The sequence below is a fragment of the Deltaproteobacteria bacterium CG11_big_fil_rev_8_21_14_0_20_49_13 genome (assembly GCA_002796305.1).
GTDB lineage: Bacteria > UBA10199 > UBA10199.
Genome location: PCWZ01000019.1, coordinates 1 through 17918, shown reverse-complemented (window position 1 = coordinate 17918; position 17918 = coordinate 1). Strand labels below are relative to the sequence as shown.

14 protein-coding genes are annotated in these 17918 nt (G+C 50.2%); 13 read left to right on the top strand and 1 reads right to left on the bottom strand.

Annotated features, from left to right (window positions below; all coding sequences use genetic code 11):
* Positions 1-118: 118 nt before the first annotated feature.
* Complete coding sequence (locus COV46_01515) at positions 119-913, bottom strand: hypothetical protein (protein PIR18094.1); 795 nt, start codon at positions 911-913, stop codon at positions 119-121.
* Between the two features lie 467 nt (positions 914-1380).
* Here COV46_01515 and alr point away from each other — a divergent pair, with 467 nt between their 5' ends.
* The 13 genes from alr to COV46_01450 all read left to right on the top strand — a co-directional run bounded on the left by alr (position 1381) and on the right by COV46_01450 (position 17878).
* Positions 1381-2520 carry an alanine racemase gene (gene alr, locus COV46_01510; GenBank protein ID PIR18093.1) on the top strand — a complete coding sequence of 380 codons (1140 nt, stop codon included), beginning with the start codon at positions 1381-1383 and terminating at the stop codon, positions 2518-2520.
* A gap of 41 nt (positions 2521-2561) precedes the next feature.
* A complete protein-coding gene (locus tag COV46_01505) occupies positions 2562-3377 on the top strand; it encodes an ABC transporter permease (protein PIR18092.1) in 816 nt (271 codons plus the stop codon).
* 1 nt (position 3378) lies between these two features.
* Positions 3379-4098 carry an ABC transporter ATP-binding protein gene (locus COV46_01500; GenBank protein ID PIR18091.1) on the top strand — a complete coding sequence of 240 codons (720 nt, stop codon included), beginning with the start codon at positions 3379-3381 and terminating at the stop codon, positions 4096-4098.
* Between the two features lie 11 nt (positions 4099-4109).
* Positions 4110-5465, top strand: coding sequence for a hypothetical protein (locus COV46_01495; GenBank protein PIR18090.1), 1356 nt, complete (start codon positions 4110-4112; stop codon positions 5463-5465).
* A 4-nt stretch (positions 5466-5469) separates the two neighbouring features.
* On the top strand, positions 5470-7074 hold the full coding sequence (purH, locus tag COV46_01490) for a bifunctional phosphoribosylaminoimidazolecarboxamide formyltransferase/inosine monophosphate cyclohydrolase (protein ID PIR18089.1): 1605 nt from the start codon (positions 5470-5472) through the stop codon (positions 7072-7074).
* 9 nt (positions 7075-7083) lie between these two features.
* Positions 7084-8892 (top strand): DNA helicase RecQ, encoded by a 1809-nt coding sequence (gene recQ, locus COV46_01485; protein ID PIR18088.1) that lies wholly within the window; start codon positions 7084-7086, stop codon positions 8890-8892.
* A 749-nt stretch (positions 8893-9641) separates the two neighbouring features.
* The gene (gene lysS / locus COV46_01480) at positions 9642-11129 is read left to right on the top strand and encodes a lysine--tRNA ligase (protein ID PIR18087.1); all 1488 of its coding nucleotides are present in this window, start codon (positions 9642-9644) and stop codon (positions 11127-11129) included.
* A gap of 1 nt (position 11130) precedes the next feature.
* Positions 11131-12342 (top strand): hypothetical protein, encoded by a 1212-nt coding sequence (locus tag COV46_01475; protein PIR18086.1) that lies wholly within the window; start codon positions 11131-11133, stop codon positions 12340-12342.
* Positions 12343-12348: 6 nt separating this feature from the next.
* The gene (locus COV46_01470; protein ID PIR18085.1) at positions 12349-13524 is read left to right on the top strand and encodes a hypothetical protein; all 1176 of its coding nucleotides are present in this window, start codon (positions 12349-12351) and stop codon (positions 13522-13524) included.
* 5 nt (positions 13525-13529) lie between these two features.
* Complete coding sequence (locus COV46_01465; GenBank protein ID PIR18084.1) at positions 13530-14198, top strand: hypothetical protein; 669 nt, start codon at positions 13530-13532, stop codon at positions 14196-14198.
* A complete protein-coding gene (bamA, locus tag COV46_01460; protein ID PIR18083.1) occupies positions 14176-16479 on the top strand; it encodes an outer membrane protein assembly factor BamA in 2304 nt (767 codons plus the stop codon). The genes COV46_01465 and bamA overlap by 23 nt, the downstream gene beginning before the upstream one ends.
* Before the next feature lie 152 nt (positions 16480-16631).
* Entirely contained in the window at positions 16632-17225 is a 594-nt protein-coding gene (locus COV46_01455) for a hypothetical protein (protein PIR18082.1), read from the top strand.
* Between the two features lie 5 nt (positions 17226-17230).
* On the top strand, positions 17231-17878 hold the full coding sequence (locus COV46_01450) for a hypothetical protein (protein ID PIR18081.1): 648 nt from the start codon (positions 17231-17233) through the stop codon (positions 17876-17878).
* The last annotated feature ends 40 nt before the right edge of the window (positions 17879-17918 follow it).

The following is a 17918-nucleotide window of genomic DNA, read 5'->3' as shown; positions in this document are numbered from 1 at the left end:
AATGCATTCATCATTTTTTACTTACCCAAGAATGTTATGAGCTACTCAGCATAAATGTCCCGCAAATGACCCACTCATATCCGCGAAGAGCCTGTTAAATTAAGTGTGTATTGCGCGGTTACAAGGAGGATGATTCGCCGGATCTGAGTATGTGGACCCGTTCGCCTAGGTCGCGCTCGATTGCAACTCGTGAGAGCCATTCGAGCGGTTCGGCAAGTTTTTCGGCTGAAAGCCTGAAGGAACCGAAATGAACAGGGACCATGTTCTTGGCGCCGAGGTCAAGGAACGCCTCCAGCGCCTCGACCGGGCTCATGTGGCGTTTTTTCATGAACCATAACGGAGAATAACCGGCGATCGGGAGCAGGGCTATGTCAATTGCCGCATCACCGTTATAAAGATTCCCGATCTCTTTAAAATGGGGGCCGTATGCCGTGTCTCCGGCGAAGAAGACCCGTAACTCGTGACTCGTGACTTGTGAATTGTCTTTAGGGAATGTCATTATATAACCGTTGCACCTGCGGTATCGTAGTCCGCTCCATATAAAGCCGACATGTCTTGCCTCGGTGGCGGTAATCTCGACACCGTCTGGAAGTTTGTGGGTGGCATAGTGGTTAACTTCAATTACCGGGTTCCTTATGAACTGCGAGAGATATTTGCCAAGGCCTACCGGAACAAAAACGGGGACCGAACCTTTGATATAACGGAAACTGTTGATGTTCAAATGGTCCTTGTGGGCATGGCTTATCACCACGGCAGAGAGCTCGGGAAGTTTACCGGGGTCGTAGTTGAGCGGCTCTTTTCTTTTAAAACAGAGCACGTGGCTACTGAAGTTTGGATCGGTTAGAACCGCTTTCCCGCCTGACTCTGCGAGTGTTGTGGCATGTCCGATATAGGTAATTGTAATCATTGACATATCCCTACCAAATTGTTACGCACACTGCAATTGTTCTTTTACATAATGTCCATTTCGCGACGTTAAAGGTATCAGCTCAGAGAATATGGGGTATCTGTCTCGGGTCCGGCGTTTCGCTCAGACGCCGCGAAACGCCTGCAGCCTCGGACGCCGCATCTATCATATGGCTTAGAAAGCGGTGTCCTCAGATGCCCCTCGACAGACACCCCATCTCCTCTTCGCAAGAATCTTTAATGACGACTTCATTTGAAGGGGCAGGCGGGGTATGAGAGCGATATCACGGAAGGCGTGGCAACCAACAGCCACTTAAATAAATGCCACGCCTGGGCGCTAAGGTGCCGGCTTCGCGCCTGCCCGCCGTGGTTTAGTGGCGGGGCGTTTGAGCGAAGACGGACACCGGTCGCTCGAATACCCTGCATGCCCCTGAAAAGGTCGCATATTGGACATTATGGCAAGTTGAAAAAAATATGGGATTTTTCAGACCTACAAGCGCTGAGATTCATTTAGGGGCCCTCAAACACAATTACGAGCAGTTGCGTAAGGCGCTTCCTCCGTCCGTCCGCATCATGGGGATGGTCAAGGCCGACGCCTACGGCCACGGTGCGGTAGAGGTGAGCAGGGTCCTTTCGGATCTGGGCGTTGCCTCGCTTGGCGTTGCAACTGTGGAAGAGGGGATAGAGCTCCGAGAATCTGCCGTTTCGACCCCCATCATGGTCCTTGGCGGTCTTATGGGTATCGGTACCGCCGCCGCAGGAATGATGGTCGGCGCGGATCTTACGCCTGCGGTCCATTCTGTCGAGGTGCTGGAATTCCTGGAGGCCACGGCCAGGGCGGCCGGCAAGAGAATAGGCATTCATTTAAAGATAGATACAGGCATGACCCGCCTGGGCGTTATACCAAGCGCGCTCCCGCACTTTTTGAATCGGCTTAAAAGCTGTTCGTCCTTAAGGCTCGACGGCGTCATGACCCATTTTGCCGATGCCGAAGATCATGAGTACACGAACCTGCAGATGGATAAATTCAAGGAGTGCGTCCATCAGGTGGAATCAGGACTCGGCGCCATTCCTATCTGGCATATTGCTAACAGCATGGCGGTGGTTGAAAAGGAATATTTTACGAACGCCACAGCCGGTGAACACTGGGTCAGAACGGGGGTGGCTCTCTACGGAGCAGGGGCAAAGCATGTGGTTGATGAGCTTCACACAAGGCCGGTAATGATGCTTAAAAGTAAAGTGGTGATGATAAAGTCCGTTCCCGCAGGGACAAAGATAAGTTACGGTTGCACTTTCGAAACCAAAAGACAATCTCGCATCGGCATCATCCCCATAGGCTATGCAGATGGCTATCCCTGGGCGCTTTCTAATAAGGCCCAAACGCTTGTTCGCGGAAAGAGGGTGACGGTCGTGGGTCGCGTCACAATGGATATGACGATGATAGATCTGACCGACCTTTCAGAATCACACGTAAATGACGAGGTCGTTCTCATGGGAACGCAGTCCGGTGCCAAGGTAACCTGCGAAGAGGTGGCCGAGTGGGCTGGCACCGTTCCCTATGAGATAATGTGCGGCATCTCAAAAAGGATGCCAAGGATGTATATAAGTGCGTAAGAGTTGAAGTGCGTAAGTGTATAAGTGAGGGAGTCGTTTAGATGGAAAGAATCGTTTCATTCATAGAGCCTATTGTTGAACCGTTCGGAGCGGCCATTTACCAGATCATCCACTCTTTGGGGCGCTGGTGTACTTTTACGTTCGACATGTTAAAGTGGCTCCCCAAAAAACCTTACAGAATTGCGAACCTCATCCGCCAGATGGAAAGTATCGGTGTGAGGTCGACCCCCATCATACTTTTGACCGGTCTTTTTGTCGGCGCGGTCTTTTCGCTACAGACCGGAAAGGCCTTTGCGCTCTTTAACGCCGAGTCGCTCGTTGGGGCGACAATCGGGCTTTCGCTCTCGCGTGAGATAGCCCCCGTCTTCACGGCGCTCATGGTAACTGCCCGGGCCTGTTCGGCAATGGCGGCAGAACTTGGTACTATGAAAGTCACGGAGCAGATAGATGCCCTTGAGACGATGGCGGTCAATCCTCTTCACTTCCTTGTATGCCCTCGGGTAGTTGCCACAACTCTGATGACGCCGCTTCTCACGGCTATTTTCGTTTTCATAGGGATGGTCGGCGCGTGGATCGTTGGTGTCCATCTTTTGGAGATCCCGCACTCCGCATTCTTTGAGAGGCTCTATCATTATGTCGATGTCAGGGATTTTATAGGAGGCCTCATTAAGGCCGGGGTCTTCGGCTTTCTGATATCGATCATCAGCTGTTACAACGGTTTTATGACAAAGGGAGGCGCGAAAGGTGTGGGTAACGCAACCACGCGAGCGGTCGTTGTCTCTTCGGTGGTGGTCCTCGTCACCGACTATTTCCTTACCACATGGATACTTGAATATTTCGGAAGGGGAACAGTCTAAGATGATAAAACTGGTCAACGTACATAAGAAGTTCGGCGGACAGAAGGTCTTGGACGGCGTTACGCTCGATATCCCGAAAGGCAAGATAACGGTCGTTATAGGTGCCAGCGGTGTCGGCAAATCGGTCCTTCTAAAACATATGATAGGTCTTTTAAAACCTGATTCCGGTAAGGTCTTTGTGGACGGAATTGACCTTTCGAATCTTTCGCCCGTGCAACTTGTGAACATAAGAAAGAAGTTCGGTATGCTCTTTCAGGGGGCGGCCCTCCTTGATTCGCTTAATGTCTTTGACAACGTTGCCTTTCCGCTCGTCGAGCACAAAAAACTTTCCCCGTCGGAGATCAAACGAATAGTTCACGAAAAACTGGAACTTGTGGGGCTTAAAAATATCGACCACAAGATGCCTTCTGAACTCTCAGGCGGTATGAGAAAGAGGGTGGGGCTTGCGCGCGCCATAATCCTGCAACCGGAGACCATGTTATATGACGAGCCAACCACAGGGCTAGACCCAATTATGACTGATTCTGTTGACAATTTGATACTAGACATGCAACAAAAGCTGAAAATCACTTCGGTGGTCATAAGCCACGATATTGCTTCGGCTTTTACTGTGGCGGATCAGATAGCGATGCTTCACGAAGGAAAGATAGTTGAGGCGGGACCACCGCAAAGGCTTAAAGAGAGCCGTGACCCCTTTGTCAGAAAGTTCATTGGAGTATAAAAGAACACGTTATGAACATAAGTTCTGAAGCAAGAGTTGGAATATTCGCGCTTGTTGCTCTTTTCCTCATCGGTTTTATCACGGTAAAGGTCGGAAGCCGCTCTTTTATTTTTTCCAGCGGTTACGAGATCAAGCTTACAATAGATAGCGCCATCGGGATCAGGCCAAAGACACCTGTCGAGATAGCGGGCATCAAGATAGGAAAGGTAAAGGATATAGAGCTCGTCGATTCCAGGATGGCGATGCTTACCTTAAAGATAGACGGCGACGTCTCTCTTCCGCCCGATTCAAAGGCGATGGTCAGGGCCAAGGGCTTCTTGGGCGATGTGGTGGTTGAGATCATTCCGGGTTATTCTCCTCTGGTGCCGCTTAAAAATGGCAGTGACATTGAATACGCGGGTCAATCAGGCGACGTGAACATACTCCTCACCCAGTTCAATTCCATAGCAGGCGACGTCAAGGCCGTTTCAAGCTCGCTGAAGGAGATGATCGCAGGGGACCAGACGTCACCCATGTGGCACATAGTAAAGAACCTCGAGGCGTTCACCAAGACCCTTGCCGACAACCAGGGGAATTTTAACAAGGTCTCCGATAATTTGGCGGCGCTCACAGAGTCGCTTAGCGGGACCATAGTGCAGAGCAGGGAAAACGTTGAAGAATCCATACAGAGAATATCTTCCATCACCAAAAAGATAGACGAAGGGAAGGGGACGGTAGGAAAACTTATTAACGACGATACAACAGTCGTCAAGCTCAACGAAGCCGTCGATAACTTGAACGGTGTGCTGGGCGGGCTTAAGAGCATGCAGACCGAGATCGGCTTTCACACGGAATACCTTGCCAATTCAGAACAGTTCAGGAACGACGTCAATCTGACCTTGAGGCCAAAGCCGGACAAGGCGTTTATATTAGACTTCATCACCCAGCAAAATCCGGACCCTTCATTTTCTACGCAGACCACGAACGTAACGGTAAACGGCACTACTACGCAATACACAACGAACACGCAGTCGGTGAACCACGATGCGTTCAAGATCTCGGCCCAGATAGCCAAGTCGTTCTACGACTTCACGGTGCGCGGCGGTATAGTTGAATCGAGCGGCGGCGTCGGCCTTGATTATAACAAGGGGCCGGTCGGCGCCAGTTTCACCGCATACAATTTCCAGACCGATTTCGACCAGAAACCGCATTTGAGATTAGGCACCCAGTTAAACCTTACAAAGAACATATATGTGCTGGGCGGAGCCGATAACATGATAGCCCCGCAGAACAGGCCCGACTGGTTCTTCGGCGCCGGTATAAGACTCCCCGATGAGGATATCAAGAGCCTCTTTGGCGTTGCAGGTTCGTCGGTCATCAAGAGATAAAAATATGCCCAAAATAACTAGAGTGCTGATAAGCCTTTCGGACAAGAAAGGGGTCGTGGAATTCGCCAAGGTGCTTCAAAGGCACGGTGTAGAGATACTTTCCACCGGCGGCACGGCCAGGGCCCTTCGCGATGCAAAGGTCCCTGTTGTGGACGTCTCTGAATATACCGGTTCTCCGGAGATACTCGACGGGCGACTTAAGACGCTTCACCCGAAGATACACGGCGGTCTTCTTGGCATGCGCGACAGCAAAAAGCATAAAGAAGAAATGGCCGCGAATGACATCAAGCCTATCGACATGGTCATCGTAAATCTCTATCCCTTCGAGGCAACGATCGCCAAGGCAGATTGCACACTTGAGCACGCCATTGAGAATATAGATATCGGCGGGCCCACAATGCTTCGCGCGGCGGCAAAGAACTGGCGGGACGTTGCGGTGGTCACCGACCCTTCCGACTACTCGCTCATCGTCGCGGAGATGGAGTCGCACGAAGGCTCTGTTTCAAAAGAACTCTGTTTTAAGCTTGCGCAGAAGGTGTTTGCCCTGACCGCTCGATACGATGCGGCAATATGTAATTATCTGAACGCGGTATCGGGGGATGAAAAACTTCGCTTCCCAACGACCATTGCAATGACGTTCGAAAAGGTTCAGGAGCTACGGTACGGCGAGAATCCACATCAGAAGGCGGCTTTCTACAAATGCCCGAACCTTCCTAAGGATGTGCCATGTGTGGCCAACGGATACCAGCTTCAAGGTAAAGAACTTTCACATAACAACATAATGGACGCCGATGCGGCGCTTGGGATAGTGAGAGAATTCTCACACGAAACGGCCGCCGTGGTCATTAAGCACACGAACCCGTGCGGTATGGCGGTGTCGAAAGTTTCCCTTGCAGACGCCTTCGTGAAGGCCCGCGACTGTGACGCGGTGAGCGCGTTCGGAGGAATAGTAGCGCTCACAAGGCCGGTAGACGCCGACACAGCGCATGCAATAGGCGACACCTTCTTCGAGGTGATAGCGGCTCCGGGATTTAGCCCAGAGGCGCTCGAAATATTGAAGGCAAAGAAAAATTTAAGGCTCTTGGAGATACCAAGCCTTTCTCATTTTACGCTAACCGGCAACGGAAGCGCCACGAACCATCTCCGCAAAGTGGTTGGCGGACTTCTGGTCTCGGACACCGACAATTCCACAGAACATGCCAAGGACGCGAAGATAGTCACTAAGCGCAGGCCCACGGCGGAAGAGCTCGAGGCGCTCGATGTCGGCTGGAAGCTTGTGAAGCACGTGAAGTCCAACGCCATAGTCATCGCCGCGCAGGATCGCCTGCTCGGCGCCGGCGGCGGACAGACCTCGCGCATTGATTCGGTGAAGATAGCCACGGCCAAGATGTTCGAACTCTACGGCGAAAGATTAAAAGAACAGAAACTTCGCATATTGGCCTCTGATGCCTTCTTTCCCTTCAGGGATGGGGTCGACCTTTCGGTCAAGGCAGGGGTTACCGCCATCATCCAGCCGGGCGGCTCCATTCGTGACGATGAGGTCATTAAAGCAGTCGACGACTATGGGCTTGCCATGATCTTCACCGGCTTCCGTCATTTCCGGCACTAGAGAATACCTATGATTCAACAGGCAAAGGACGCGCTTCGGCAATTTTGGGGGTACGATAATTTTCTCCCCTTGCAAAAGGAGGCCATCGAGTCCGTCTGTTCTAACAGGGATTCGGTAGTTGTCCTACCCACAGGCGGCGGAAAATCGATCTGTTTTCAGGTCCCCGCCATTATCATGAACGGTCTTGCTGTTGTGGTTTCGCCTCTGATATCCTTGATGAAAGATCAGGTGGACGGGCTCCTTGAGAACGGCATCTCCGCGGCGCGCTTGGATAGTACGCTGTCACCCAAAGAGCGTGGTCAGGTCTTTGACCAAATAAAGAACGGAAAACTTAATCTCCTCTATCTTTCACCCGAACGAATCGTTTTGGATGATTTTCTCGAGATATTGAACAGCGTGAAACTTTCGTTCATAGCGATCGACGAGGCCCACTGCGTCAGTATGTGGGGCCACGATTTCAGGCCGGAGTACCGCCAGCTCGGTATGCTCAAGGCCAAATTCCCCGGCATCGCGCTACATGCATATACCGCAACTGCAACGGGCCATGTCAGGGACGATATATCCAGACAGCTCCGGCTGAGCGACCCTAACTTTCTGGTCGGCTCGTTCGACCGTCCGAACCTTATCTATAAATCCGTGCCAAGAACGAACAGGCTCCTGCAGGTGTGCGAAGTGCTGGACAAACATAAGGGGGAGACCGGGATAATCTACTGCATCAGGCGCAAGGACGTGGAGAGTATGTGTAGCAAGCTAAGCAGTAAGGGCTACAGGGTACTGCCTTATCACGCCGGCATGCGAGATGAAGATAGAAAAAGAAATCAGGACGCGTTTATCAAGGAAAAGTGCGACACGATAGTCGCCACCGTTGCTTTTGGCATGGGAATAGACAAATCCAATGTTCGCTATGTGATCCATGCCGGGATGCCTAAATCATTGGAGCATTATCAGCAGGAGAGCGGCCGCGCCGGCCGCGATGGATTGGAAGCCGATTGCGTTCTCTTATATTCCGGCGCCGATTACGGGATCTGGAAGAGCATTCTTGGAGATATGGAACCGGCGATCCAGGAGGTGGCTCTTAACAAATTGAATGACATGTACGGTTATTGCACAGGCATAGGTTGCCGGCACAGGACCATCCTTAAGTATTTCGGACAGGACCTCAAAAAAGATAATTGTGAGGCATGCGATGTATGTTTTGGTGATATCGATCTTGTAGAAGAACCTCTTGTCGATGCGCAAAAGATACTATCGTGCGTCGCCCGCTTAAATGGAAAATTTGGCGCCGATTATACAACTTCCGTGCTTATGGGTTCCAAAGATGCGCGGATCATGCAGAACGGCCACGACTCGCTAAGCACGTACGGGTTGATGTCGCAACACACAAAGAGCATCGTTCGGGACTGGATAGAACAGCTGGTTACCCAAGGGTATCTGGAAAGATCGGAGGAGTATAAGGTCTTGGGAGTGACAAAGAGCGGCTGGCTGGCGATGAAGGGCAGGGAGATCCCGCGCCTTTTAAAGCCGGCAAAGAAGCTGCCGGAGGAGAAAAAAGTCTCGAAGGCCGCCAGAGATTCATGGGAAGGCGTCGATGAGAGGCTCTTTGAGGCGCTTCGGAATCAGCGGCGCGCGCTTGCGGATAAGAAGGGGATACCGGCGTACCTCGTTTTCAGCGATGCCACACTGCGCGACATGGCAAGAAAAAGGCCGGCCACCAAAAATGAGCTACTCAGCGTGAACGGGGTAGGCGAAACAAAGCTGGCACAATACGGCGCAAATTTTCTGGCGGTCATTAATGGAAGCGAGCAGACTACCCACTGATATAGTATTTCAACTTTTTATTCGTACGAAGTGCGAAATAAAAAGTTAGAAAATACTGATACCGGGTCTTCGCGGATATGAGTGGGTCATTTACGGGATAAGGTGACGGGAAGAGGCGGTCAGACATGAATCATCTGTTAATGAGTTAAACAAGAAAGTTGTTTCTTTCTGCGGTTCTAAAAAAAAGAAAAGCTAGTAGTAGGGGCTGTGGAGCTTGTGGCAAAGTCGACTTTTCCACAAATCCATAGCCCATATCGATTTTTCAATCTTCCGCCACGAGTTGGCTACTTTCAGGTAACAGCGCGTGGTAAAAGAAAGTTACCCACACCACCCACACGCCAGATCCCTTCGGGCCTGGTGTTGGTGGCATGGATAACTTTCTTCGAAAAATCTGAGGGAGTAGGGTGGCCACCGGGTATAATATTGAACTTCCATCTCCTTGACAAGCCGGCCACCTTGCTATAGCGTCCCGAAAACTTTATGGGCACCTCTATAAACTACTCACGCTGTCATTGCGAGCCCCGAAGGGGCGCGGCAATCCCCCATAAATACTTGATTTATGGAGATTGCTTCGTCGCTGGACGCTCCTCGCAATGACATAACAATGGGTTTATAGAGGTGCCCTTATAAGATTCATGGCATATAGATAAAGCGGCGAGCCAATAGGCTATGCCAGTGGTGAGCCGAGGGGTTTGGGGGAAAACGGCTTCTGAGCCGGTCGCCCCCCCATCAGAATAGGAGATTGGAACATGTCCGACCAGTATATTGAGCAAAGAAAAGAGAAGGTGAAGGGACTCCGCGATAAGGGCCTTAACCCTTATCCAAACGGAATATATCCCGGTAACACCGCACAGGAACTAAACAATCTTTACGGAGAGAAGACAAAAGAAGAGCTTGAGACCTCTAAAACACCCGACCGTTCGGTCTCCGGAAGGATCATGGCCATTCGGTTGTTCGGCAAGGCAGGTTTTATAAAGGTTCAGGACAGGAGCGGAACGTTCCAGATTTTTGTCGAAAAAAACTCTCTTTCCCCGGAAGATTACGAACTGTTCAAGAACTTCTTTGAAGTGGGGGATATAGGCTGGTTCTCCGGACACATCTTTCGCACAAGGACGAACGAGCTTACCATTCACGCAACAACGCTAAAGCTCGTCACCAAGTCGACAAGGCTTCTTCCAGAAAAATGGCACGGACTTACCGACATTGAGCAGCGTTACCGCCAGCGTTATGTCGACCTTATAGTCAATCCCAAGGTGCGCGAGACCTTCGTTAAGAGGTCGCAGATAATCCGCTCAATTCGCGATTTTTTTGTGGCCCGCGACTTTTTAGAGGTCGAAACGCCGATGATGCATCCCATCCCCGGCGGCGCCATGGCAAAGCCGTTTGTCACCCATCACAACACCCTCGATATGGACCTTTATCTGCGCGTTGCCCCGGAGCTTTATTTGAAAAGACTCGTCGTGGGAGGCATGGAGCGCGTATTTGAGGTCAACCGAAACTTTAGAAACGAAGGCATCTCCATCCAGCACAACCCGGAGTTCACGATGCTCGAGTTCTACATGGCCTACGCCACATATGAGGATCTTATTAAACTTACCGAAGAGCTCATCGGTAGCGTTGCAAAGAGCGTTTGCGGATCGCAGCGCATCACCTATCAGGGGACAGAGATAAGCTTCGAGCCTCCGTTCGCAAGGTTCTCTATGACGGATGCCGTTCTGAAGATCGGCAAAGTTCCGCCCGAGGTCCTGACCGACAGAGAAGCGGCGCTGAAATTTGCCGAGACCCACGGGGTCAAACTTAAAAAGCTCGACGAAGGTGTGGGCGCAATAACCGAAGAAATATTCGAAATAATGGTCGAAGATAAATTGATCCAGCCAACGTTCATTACAGACTATCCAACGGAGATATCCCCGCTTTCCAGAAGGAACGAAGAGAACCCTGACGTTGTCGACAGGTTCGAACTCTTCTGCTTCGGCCGTGAGATAGCCAACGCCTTCTCCGAACTAAACGACCCGGAAGATCAGGCGGGACGCTTCCGCGCTCAGGCCCAGCTCAAATCGCGCGGGAACGACGAGGCTATGTACTTCGATGAGGATTATATCAACGCGCTCGAGTACGGCATGCCGCCAACGGCCGGAGAAGGCATTGGCATCGACCGGCTGGTGATGTTACTTACCGACTCCTCATCCATCAGGGACGTGATATTGTTCCCAACATTAAGACCGGAAGCGAAATAATATGGGTGTCTCTTCTTTTATCGCAAGAAGATATTTCTTCGGGCGCAAGAGGATGTTCGCCTCTTTCTTGAGCGCCGTTGCGGTGCTGGGTGTGACCCTGGGCGTCTTTTCGCTGGTCGTTGTGATGTCGGTGATGCTCGGATTCTCAAACGACCTTCAGAAGAAACTTATAGGCTTCAACGCGCACGTGGTTGTTGAAGGCGATGCGAAGGTCGATTCGCCCCTGATAGAGAACAAGGCGTCTATCATAGAAGGTGAGGGGATAATCGAAGTTGTCGGGACCAACGGCGAGGTCTCGCAGGGCGTCAAGATCCGCGGCATGGATGACGCCGACCTTCCCAAATTGAAAGATGTCTCTTTCTTCTACGGTGTTAACTCAGACACTAACGCGCCCCTCGACTTCGCTCGGGGCAGGCTTAAGAACTTAAGCACCGTTATTATCGGTAACGAACTCGCCGCCCAACTAGGCGTCCATCCCGATTACAACGATAAGATAGACCTGATAGTTCCTATTGGAAAAGTGGGGCCGACAGGGGAACTTATTCCTTCACGAAAAGGTTTTGATGTCACGGGAATGTTCAAATCCGGCTATTTTGAGAACGACAGCAAGACTGTGATCATTTCTAAAGAAGATGCAAGAAGGCTCCTGGGCGACAGGGGAATAGTTGCCCTCCATATTTGGCTAAAAGATATAGGTAACGCCGCTTCTTTTGCGAACGAGCTTCGTGCGTCTGATCCGGAGCTTAATGTTTACACATGGCAGGAAGGGAACAAGAAACTTTTCGCCGCGTTAAAGCTCGAACGCATCGCAATGTCTGTTCTTCTTCTCTTGATAATTGCCATTGCGACGATCGCCATAATCAGCGTCGTCTTCATGTACGTTTATCTAAGGCGAAAAGACATTGCGATACTCGCATCTATCGGGGCTCCGCCGGGCGAGATACGCGCCATATTCATAAGGATCGGGGCCATTATAGGCACCATAGGAACCTCATTGGGACTAATTTTGGGGGTGACGTTGGTCATTTACATAAAAAGGCATAACCTGCCGCTACCCGATTCATACTATCTGGACCATCTGCCGGTCATCATTTCGTGGCCGTTCCTTACGTCCGTTGCAGTGGCGGGGGTATTGCTATCAATAATAGCGGCCTATTATCCTTCAAGTGAAGCTGTGAAACTAAAGCCGCAGGAACTTTTGCGTTACGAATAGGTGAACATGTTCTATATTTTAAAGAAATATCTGTTCATGAAAGACACGCCGAGGTCGCTCAAGGTCTCGGCGCTCATAACGACCCTTGGTATCGCCTTCGCCACGGCCACGCTTGTTATCGCTTTGTCGGTTGCCGCCGGTTTTGAGAGCTCATATAAACGATCGATCCTCGATTTTAACGCTCATATAATAATGCTAAAGGACGGCGGCGAGATACGTGATTATCAGAACGTCGCTTTTGAGCTGGAGCAGTTCGAAGGCGTCAAGAGCGCGCTACCGTTCGTTTACCGCGAATCGATGGCCGTCTCAAAAGGGATCGTAAAGGGCGTTGTGATAAAGGGGTTGGATATCGAGAGGCTTTCAAAGACCTCCAACCTCAAACTTGAAGAGATAGGTTCGAACGCCCCTCCGCGTGAACGACCAAACGCTATAATGCTTGGCAGGGCCCTTGCTGAAAAACTTCACATCAAAGATCCTTCCGCTATAAATCTTCTAACCGGCAAGAACAGGTTTGAAAAGGTTGAGGTGGGCGGTACCTTCGAATCGGGTCTTTATGACTATGACTCCCAGTTCGCGTTTATGCCGATGTTCGAGGTCCAAAAACTCTTCGACATGGCCGACGAGGCGACAGGTGTTGAGATAAAGCTTGGCGATCCCGGCGACGCAAAGGTCATGGCAGACCTTCTTGAAGAAGAGTTTCCATATCCATACTCTTTCACAACGTGGGAGTCGATGAACAAGCCGATCTTTGAAGCGGTGAGACTTGAAAAGATAATGTTCGCCATAATAGTCGGTACCTTAGTCCTTGTGGGGATGTTCAACATCATCGGCACCCTTGTTCTGCGAATAATCTACAAGGTGAAGGATATTTCGACCATGTCGGCACTTGGAATGAGGCGCTCTTTTATAAGAGTTCTATTTACTTTTCATGGAGTTGTGCTAGGAAGCGTTGGGTCTTTATTGGGGGTCTTTATTGGGGGCTTTTTAACTTGGCTCATAGGTAGTTTTAAGATCATTCATATAGAGCCGGAGATATATTTCCTTTCAAGCCTTCCCGTAAAGCTCGAATTTCCCGTTGTCGGGATCATAGTTGCGGCGACAGTTGCGGTCTCTTTTGTGGTATCTCTCATCGCCTCAACAGGAATAACAAGGTTGAACTTAATAGAAGGATTGAGGACCTGACCATTATGTTTAGAACGGCCGGACTGTCAAAAAAATACGATGAAGGCGGCAAAAGCGTAGCCGTTCTTAACGGTCTTGATTTTCTTTGCGAGGCGGGCGAATTTGTCGGGGTGTTCGGCGCTTCCGGCGCCGGAAAGTCGACCCTTCTCCACATGCTCGGAGGCCTCGACAAACCTACGGACGGCAAGGTCTATTTCAATAACGAAAATATCTATTCAAAGGGGAACAAAGAACTGGCGGCGTTTCGCAATAAAAAGATAGGTTTCGTCTTTCAGTTCTATCATCTGCTTCCTGAGTTCACGGCGCTTGAAAATGTCATGTTGCCGTGTCTTATCGCCGGCATTTCAAAAAAGAAGGCCCTAGAACTTGCAAGCGAAGCCATAGGCCATGTCGGCATGGAAGGGCGTGTTAAGCACAGGCCTAACCAGCTCTCCGGCGGCGAGCAACAGCGAGTTGCCGTTGCGCGGGCCATCGTTATGAGGCCGGAATTCATTCTTGCGGATGAACCTACCGGTAATCTGGATGAAGAGACCGGAATTAAAGTATTTTCTTGTCTTGAGGCATTGAATCGTGGGATGAAAACGGGCATCATAATGGTGACGCATAATCCCGATCTGTTAAAACGAATCCCCAAGAAGTTTGAACTCAGAAATGGAACTTTACATGCGGCGTGACATAAAACATTTAATTTTAACCTTTGCCTTTGCATTCTTATTTTTGAACGTGACCGTTGGTACGGCGTTCGCTGCAGGTACGGTCACGGCTATCAATGTAAAAGGCAACTTTTCCGTCACCCCAGAAACCATTCTTGCGACCATCAAGACCAAAAGGGGGATGCAATATTCCAGAGACAGACTTCAGGAAGATGTAAAGTCCCTTTGGGCGCTTGGCCAGTTCAGGGATATTATCATTGATAGATCGGATATGGGCGGCGGAATTGTTCTTACGATAATCGTTGTTGAAAAGCCCATCATTACAAAGGTGGATTTCAAGGGTAACAAAAAGCTCAAGAACGACGACCTTGAAAAAGAAGTGACTATAAGGAACTACAGGCCTCTCAATGGAAAGGATCTGGCGGAATCTATCACCAAGATGCGCGAGGCCTATGCCAAAAAGAACTACTATCTTGTAAATATCGATTATCGTATCACGCCTACGCAAGGCAACGAAGCCGAGCTCACCTTCGATATCAATGAACACGATCAGGCGATAGTTCGCAAGGTGGAGTTCATAGGTAATCACGCGTATAGAGATAAAGAGCTAAGAGGCAAGATAAAGACCAAGGAAAAAACGTCCCTCTCATGGATGACGGGGGGCGGTAAATATAAGGAAGATCAGCTCGAGCAGGATGTGATGATGCTCACGTTCTTCTACCTGCAGAACGGTTATATAAAGATAAAGGTCGATAGCCCCAAGGTGGCCATCAGCAAGGACAGGCGTTACATATTCATCACCTTCTACGTGGAAGAGGGGAAGCAGTACAAGATAGACGATATACAGGTTGAGGGAGATGTTCTTACCACGCCGGAACAGCTAAAATCCATCCTCTCCGTAGAGAAGGGCACGGTCTACAACCAGCGGACGGTCGAGGAGGATATGATGAAGCTCATCAGCTTCTACGGCGAGTCCGGTTATGCATTCGTCAACGTCCGCCCCGATACCGATCCCAACGACGAGACCCTCACAACCCCTCTTATCTTCAGGATAGAGAAGGGGAACCGGATAATGGTCGAAAGGATCAATATAAACGGTAACACGACCACCCGCGACAAGGTAATAAGACGCGAGATGCTCGTTAAAGAGAGCGACATATACAATACGCGCCTCATAGAGGAGAGCAAACAGCGTCTTCAGCAACTCGGCTTCTTTGAAGAGGTCAACTTTGCGACCCCGCGCGGTAGCACAGATGATAAACTGGTCCTTAATATCACGGTTAAAGAAAAGCCGACCGGAACTTTCAACGTTGGCGCCGGATTCTCGACCGCAGAGAATTTCATCATATCGGCATCCATCGCCAAGGAGAACTTTTTCGGCTACGGTATCGGCGGCCAGCTCTCTGCGGAACTTTCGGGAAAACGTCAGCAGTTCATGCTGGATTACCGCGACCCATATTTTCTGGACACGCAGTGGATGCTCTCTGCAAGCGTTTATCGAACACTTTACAGATACGACGATTTCGCCAGAAAGTCCTACGGCGGTTCATTCTCTATCGGTCACAGGATATTCGAACATTCGTCCGTCAGCCTTGGATATCAGCTTGAAAGCGTAAGGGTCGATGATTTCAGTTACATCGTTCCGGCATTCTTTAAAGAGGATGCGAGCGGCGTTACCTCGGAGGCTATCCTGACCGTTGCCAGAGATACGCGTGACAACAGGATTTTCCCGACCAAGGGTATGTATCACATGATCGAGAGCGAGGTCTCCGGAAGCAAGCTGGGCGGAGACAACGACTTCTATCGTATCAGCGGCAACTCAAGGTTCTATTATCCGCTATTCTGGGGGATCGTTGCAAAGGCCAATGCCAAGATAGGCTATGTTGAGAGCCTCAACAACGGTCCGGTCCCTCTGTTTGAACGTTATTTCACCGGCGGTGTCTATTCATTGCGCGGATTCATGCCGAGGTCAATAGGCCCTAAATTGCAGATACCAAGCTCACCCTCGGGCACCGACAGCGAATTCGTTTATGGTGGAAACAAACTCCTGCTTTTCAACGGAGAGCTTGAGTTCCCCATATATATGCCGGCCGGCATAAGATGGGTCTTTTTCCTCGATGCGGGTAACGCCTTTGCCGAGCAACAGAATTATTCCCTGACGAACATCCGCACAGATTGGGGTTTGGGACTTCGCTGGAACTCTCCAATTGGCCCTTTACGCTTTGAATGGGGTATTCCGTTCTCAAGACAGCCGGGTGAGGACCCTGTAGTATTTAACTTTACAATTGGCTCGCTATTTTGATAAGAAGATGGTTCAAAAGCGGTTCAGAATGGTAAAATTTAAAATGAGAGTTAAGCGGCGAGACATCCGGCTTTGCCGGTGGTGAGCCGAGGGGATTGGGGGGCGTCGAGCGTTCTCGACGGCCGTTCCCCCATCAGAATAGGAGAACAAGTATGAAAAAAGCAGTAGCGGTAGTTATGGTCGCTTTAATGGTGGTATTGGCCGCCAAGGTTGTTCGTGCAGCCGATGCACCCGCATCGAAGTTCGGCTATGTCGATTTCCAGCGCGCCCTTAACGAGGTTGAGGAAGGCAAAAAGGCAAAGGCATCGCTCAAGAGCGAGTTCGACCAAAAGCAAAAACAGTTAGATGCCGTCCAGAACGAGCTTCAGGCAATGAAGACTGATCTCGATAAGCAGAGGCTCATTCTTTCGGCCGATGCGTTGAAGGAAAAAGAAGAAAATTATCGTAAAAAGTTCATGGAACTCCAGCAAAAACTGGCCACTTATAAAGAAGATCTTGGCATGAAAGAGGCCAAGCTTACATCCGGTATCCTGGCCGTGATCTACAAGATAGTGGACGACATCGGTCAGAAAGAGCATTACACGATGATCCTGGAAAAATCACAGCAGGTGGTCCTTTATTCTCCGGCCGACGCCGATCTTACGTCAAGGGTCATCAGGGAATACAACGGAATGGATAAGGGGAAGAAAGATTCTATTATAAAGAGCATGAGTGCGCAGATGCCGGCCGCTCCAAAGACAAAATAGTTATAATGTCCGACCGAAAATTATTAGAGATCTTAGTTTGCCCGCAGTGCAAGGGCAGCCTTGTGTCCGTTGAGGGAGGGGCCGCCCTTGCCTGTAAGGTATGTCAATTGAAGTACTCGGTAAGAGACGGTATCCCGGTTATGTTAATAGATGAAGCGTCCGGCCTCAAAGGTGGGAGCAAGCCCGCAGGTCTTGGTTCAACTTCGGGCTCGACGGCCAACGTTGCCACCTTTAATGTGGTTGCCGGCCCCAATAAAGGGCTTAGTTTTCATCTTGAGCGCTCCACGTGCAAGGTCTTGGGAAGGGCGATCAACGACCCCAACAAGACGGCAATGTTCAACGTTGATGTTTCTCTTTCTCTGGATGAAGGGACCAAGGGGCTCATTCAACACTACGTATCAAGACAGTTCAAAGACCCAAAGGACACATCCAACGAGACCGGTTCTTTCAAAAGGACGTCCGATGTCATACTTGACGACGTCTCGATATCAAGGCTTCATGCAATGCTTTTCTTTGGGGAGTCGGGTGTTGGAATTCTTGATCTTGTCAGCAAAAACGGTACATATGTGAACGGCGAAGAGGTAGAATCACGTCTCTTAAAGCGCGGTGACGCCGTTGAATTCGGTGAAACCAAGGTAGTATTCGAAGGATGAACACAATAAGCGACGAATCTGGCTTTGCCAGTTCGAAGCG

Bases quoted from the DNA above. Each gene is read 5' to 3' on its own strand.
- COV46_01505 (PIR18092.1), top strand. From the start codon at position 2,562: ATGGAAAGAATCGTTTCATTCATAGAGCCTATTGTTGAACCGTTCGGA.
- bamA (PIR18083.1), top strand. From the start codon at position 14,176: ATGGAACTTTACATGCGGCGTGACATAAAACATTTAATTTTAACCTTT.
- COV46_01515 (PIR18094.1), bottom strand. From the start codon at position 913: ATGTCAATGATTACAATTACCTATATCGGACATGCCACAACACTCGCA.
- COV46_01500 (PIR18091.1), top strand. From the start codon at position 3,379: ATGATAAAACTGGTCAACGTACATAAGAAGTTCGGCGGACAGAAGGTC.
- COV46_01470 (PIR18085.1), top strand. From the start codon at position 12,349: ATGTTCTATATTTTAAAGAAATATCTGTTCATGAAAGACACGCCGAGG.
- COV46_01455 (PIR18082.1), top strand. From the start codon at position 16,632: ATGAAAAAAGCAGTAGCGGTAGTTATGGTCGCTTTAATGGTGGTATTG.
- COV46_01475 (PIR18086.1), top strand. From the start codon at position 11,131: ATGGGTGTCTCTTCTTTTATCGCAAGAAGATATTTCTTCGGGCGCAAG.
- lysS (PIR18087.1), top strand. From the start codon at position 9,642: ATGTCCGACCAGTATATTGAGCAAAGAAAAGAGAAGGTGAAGGGACTC.
- recQ (PIR18088.1), top strand. From the start codon at position 7,084: ATGATTCAACAGGCAAAGGACGCGCTTCGGCAATTTTGGGGGTACGAT.
- COV46_01495 (PIR18090.1), top strand. From the start codon at position 4,110: ATGAACATAAGTTCTGAAGCAAGAGTTGGAATATTCGCGCTTGTTGCT.
- COV46_01450 (PIR18081.1), top strand. From the start codon at position 17,231: ATGTCCGACCGAAAATTATTAGAGATCTTAGTTTGCCCGCAGTGCAAG.
- purH (PIR18089.1), top strand. From the start codon at position 5,470: ATGCCCAAAATAACTAGAGTGCTGATAAGCCTTTCGGACAAGAAAGGG.
- alr (PIR18093.1), top strand. From the start codon at position 1,381: ATGGGATTTTTCAGACCTACAAGCGCTGAGATTCATTTAGGGGCCCTC.
- COV46_01465 (PIR18084.1), top strand. From the start codon at position 13,530: ATGTTTAGAACGGCCGGACTGTCAAAAAAATACGATGAAGGCGGCAAA.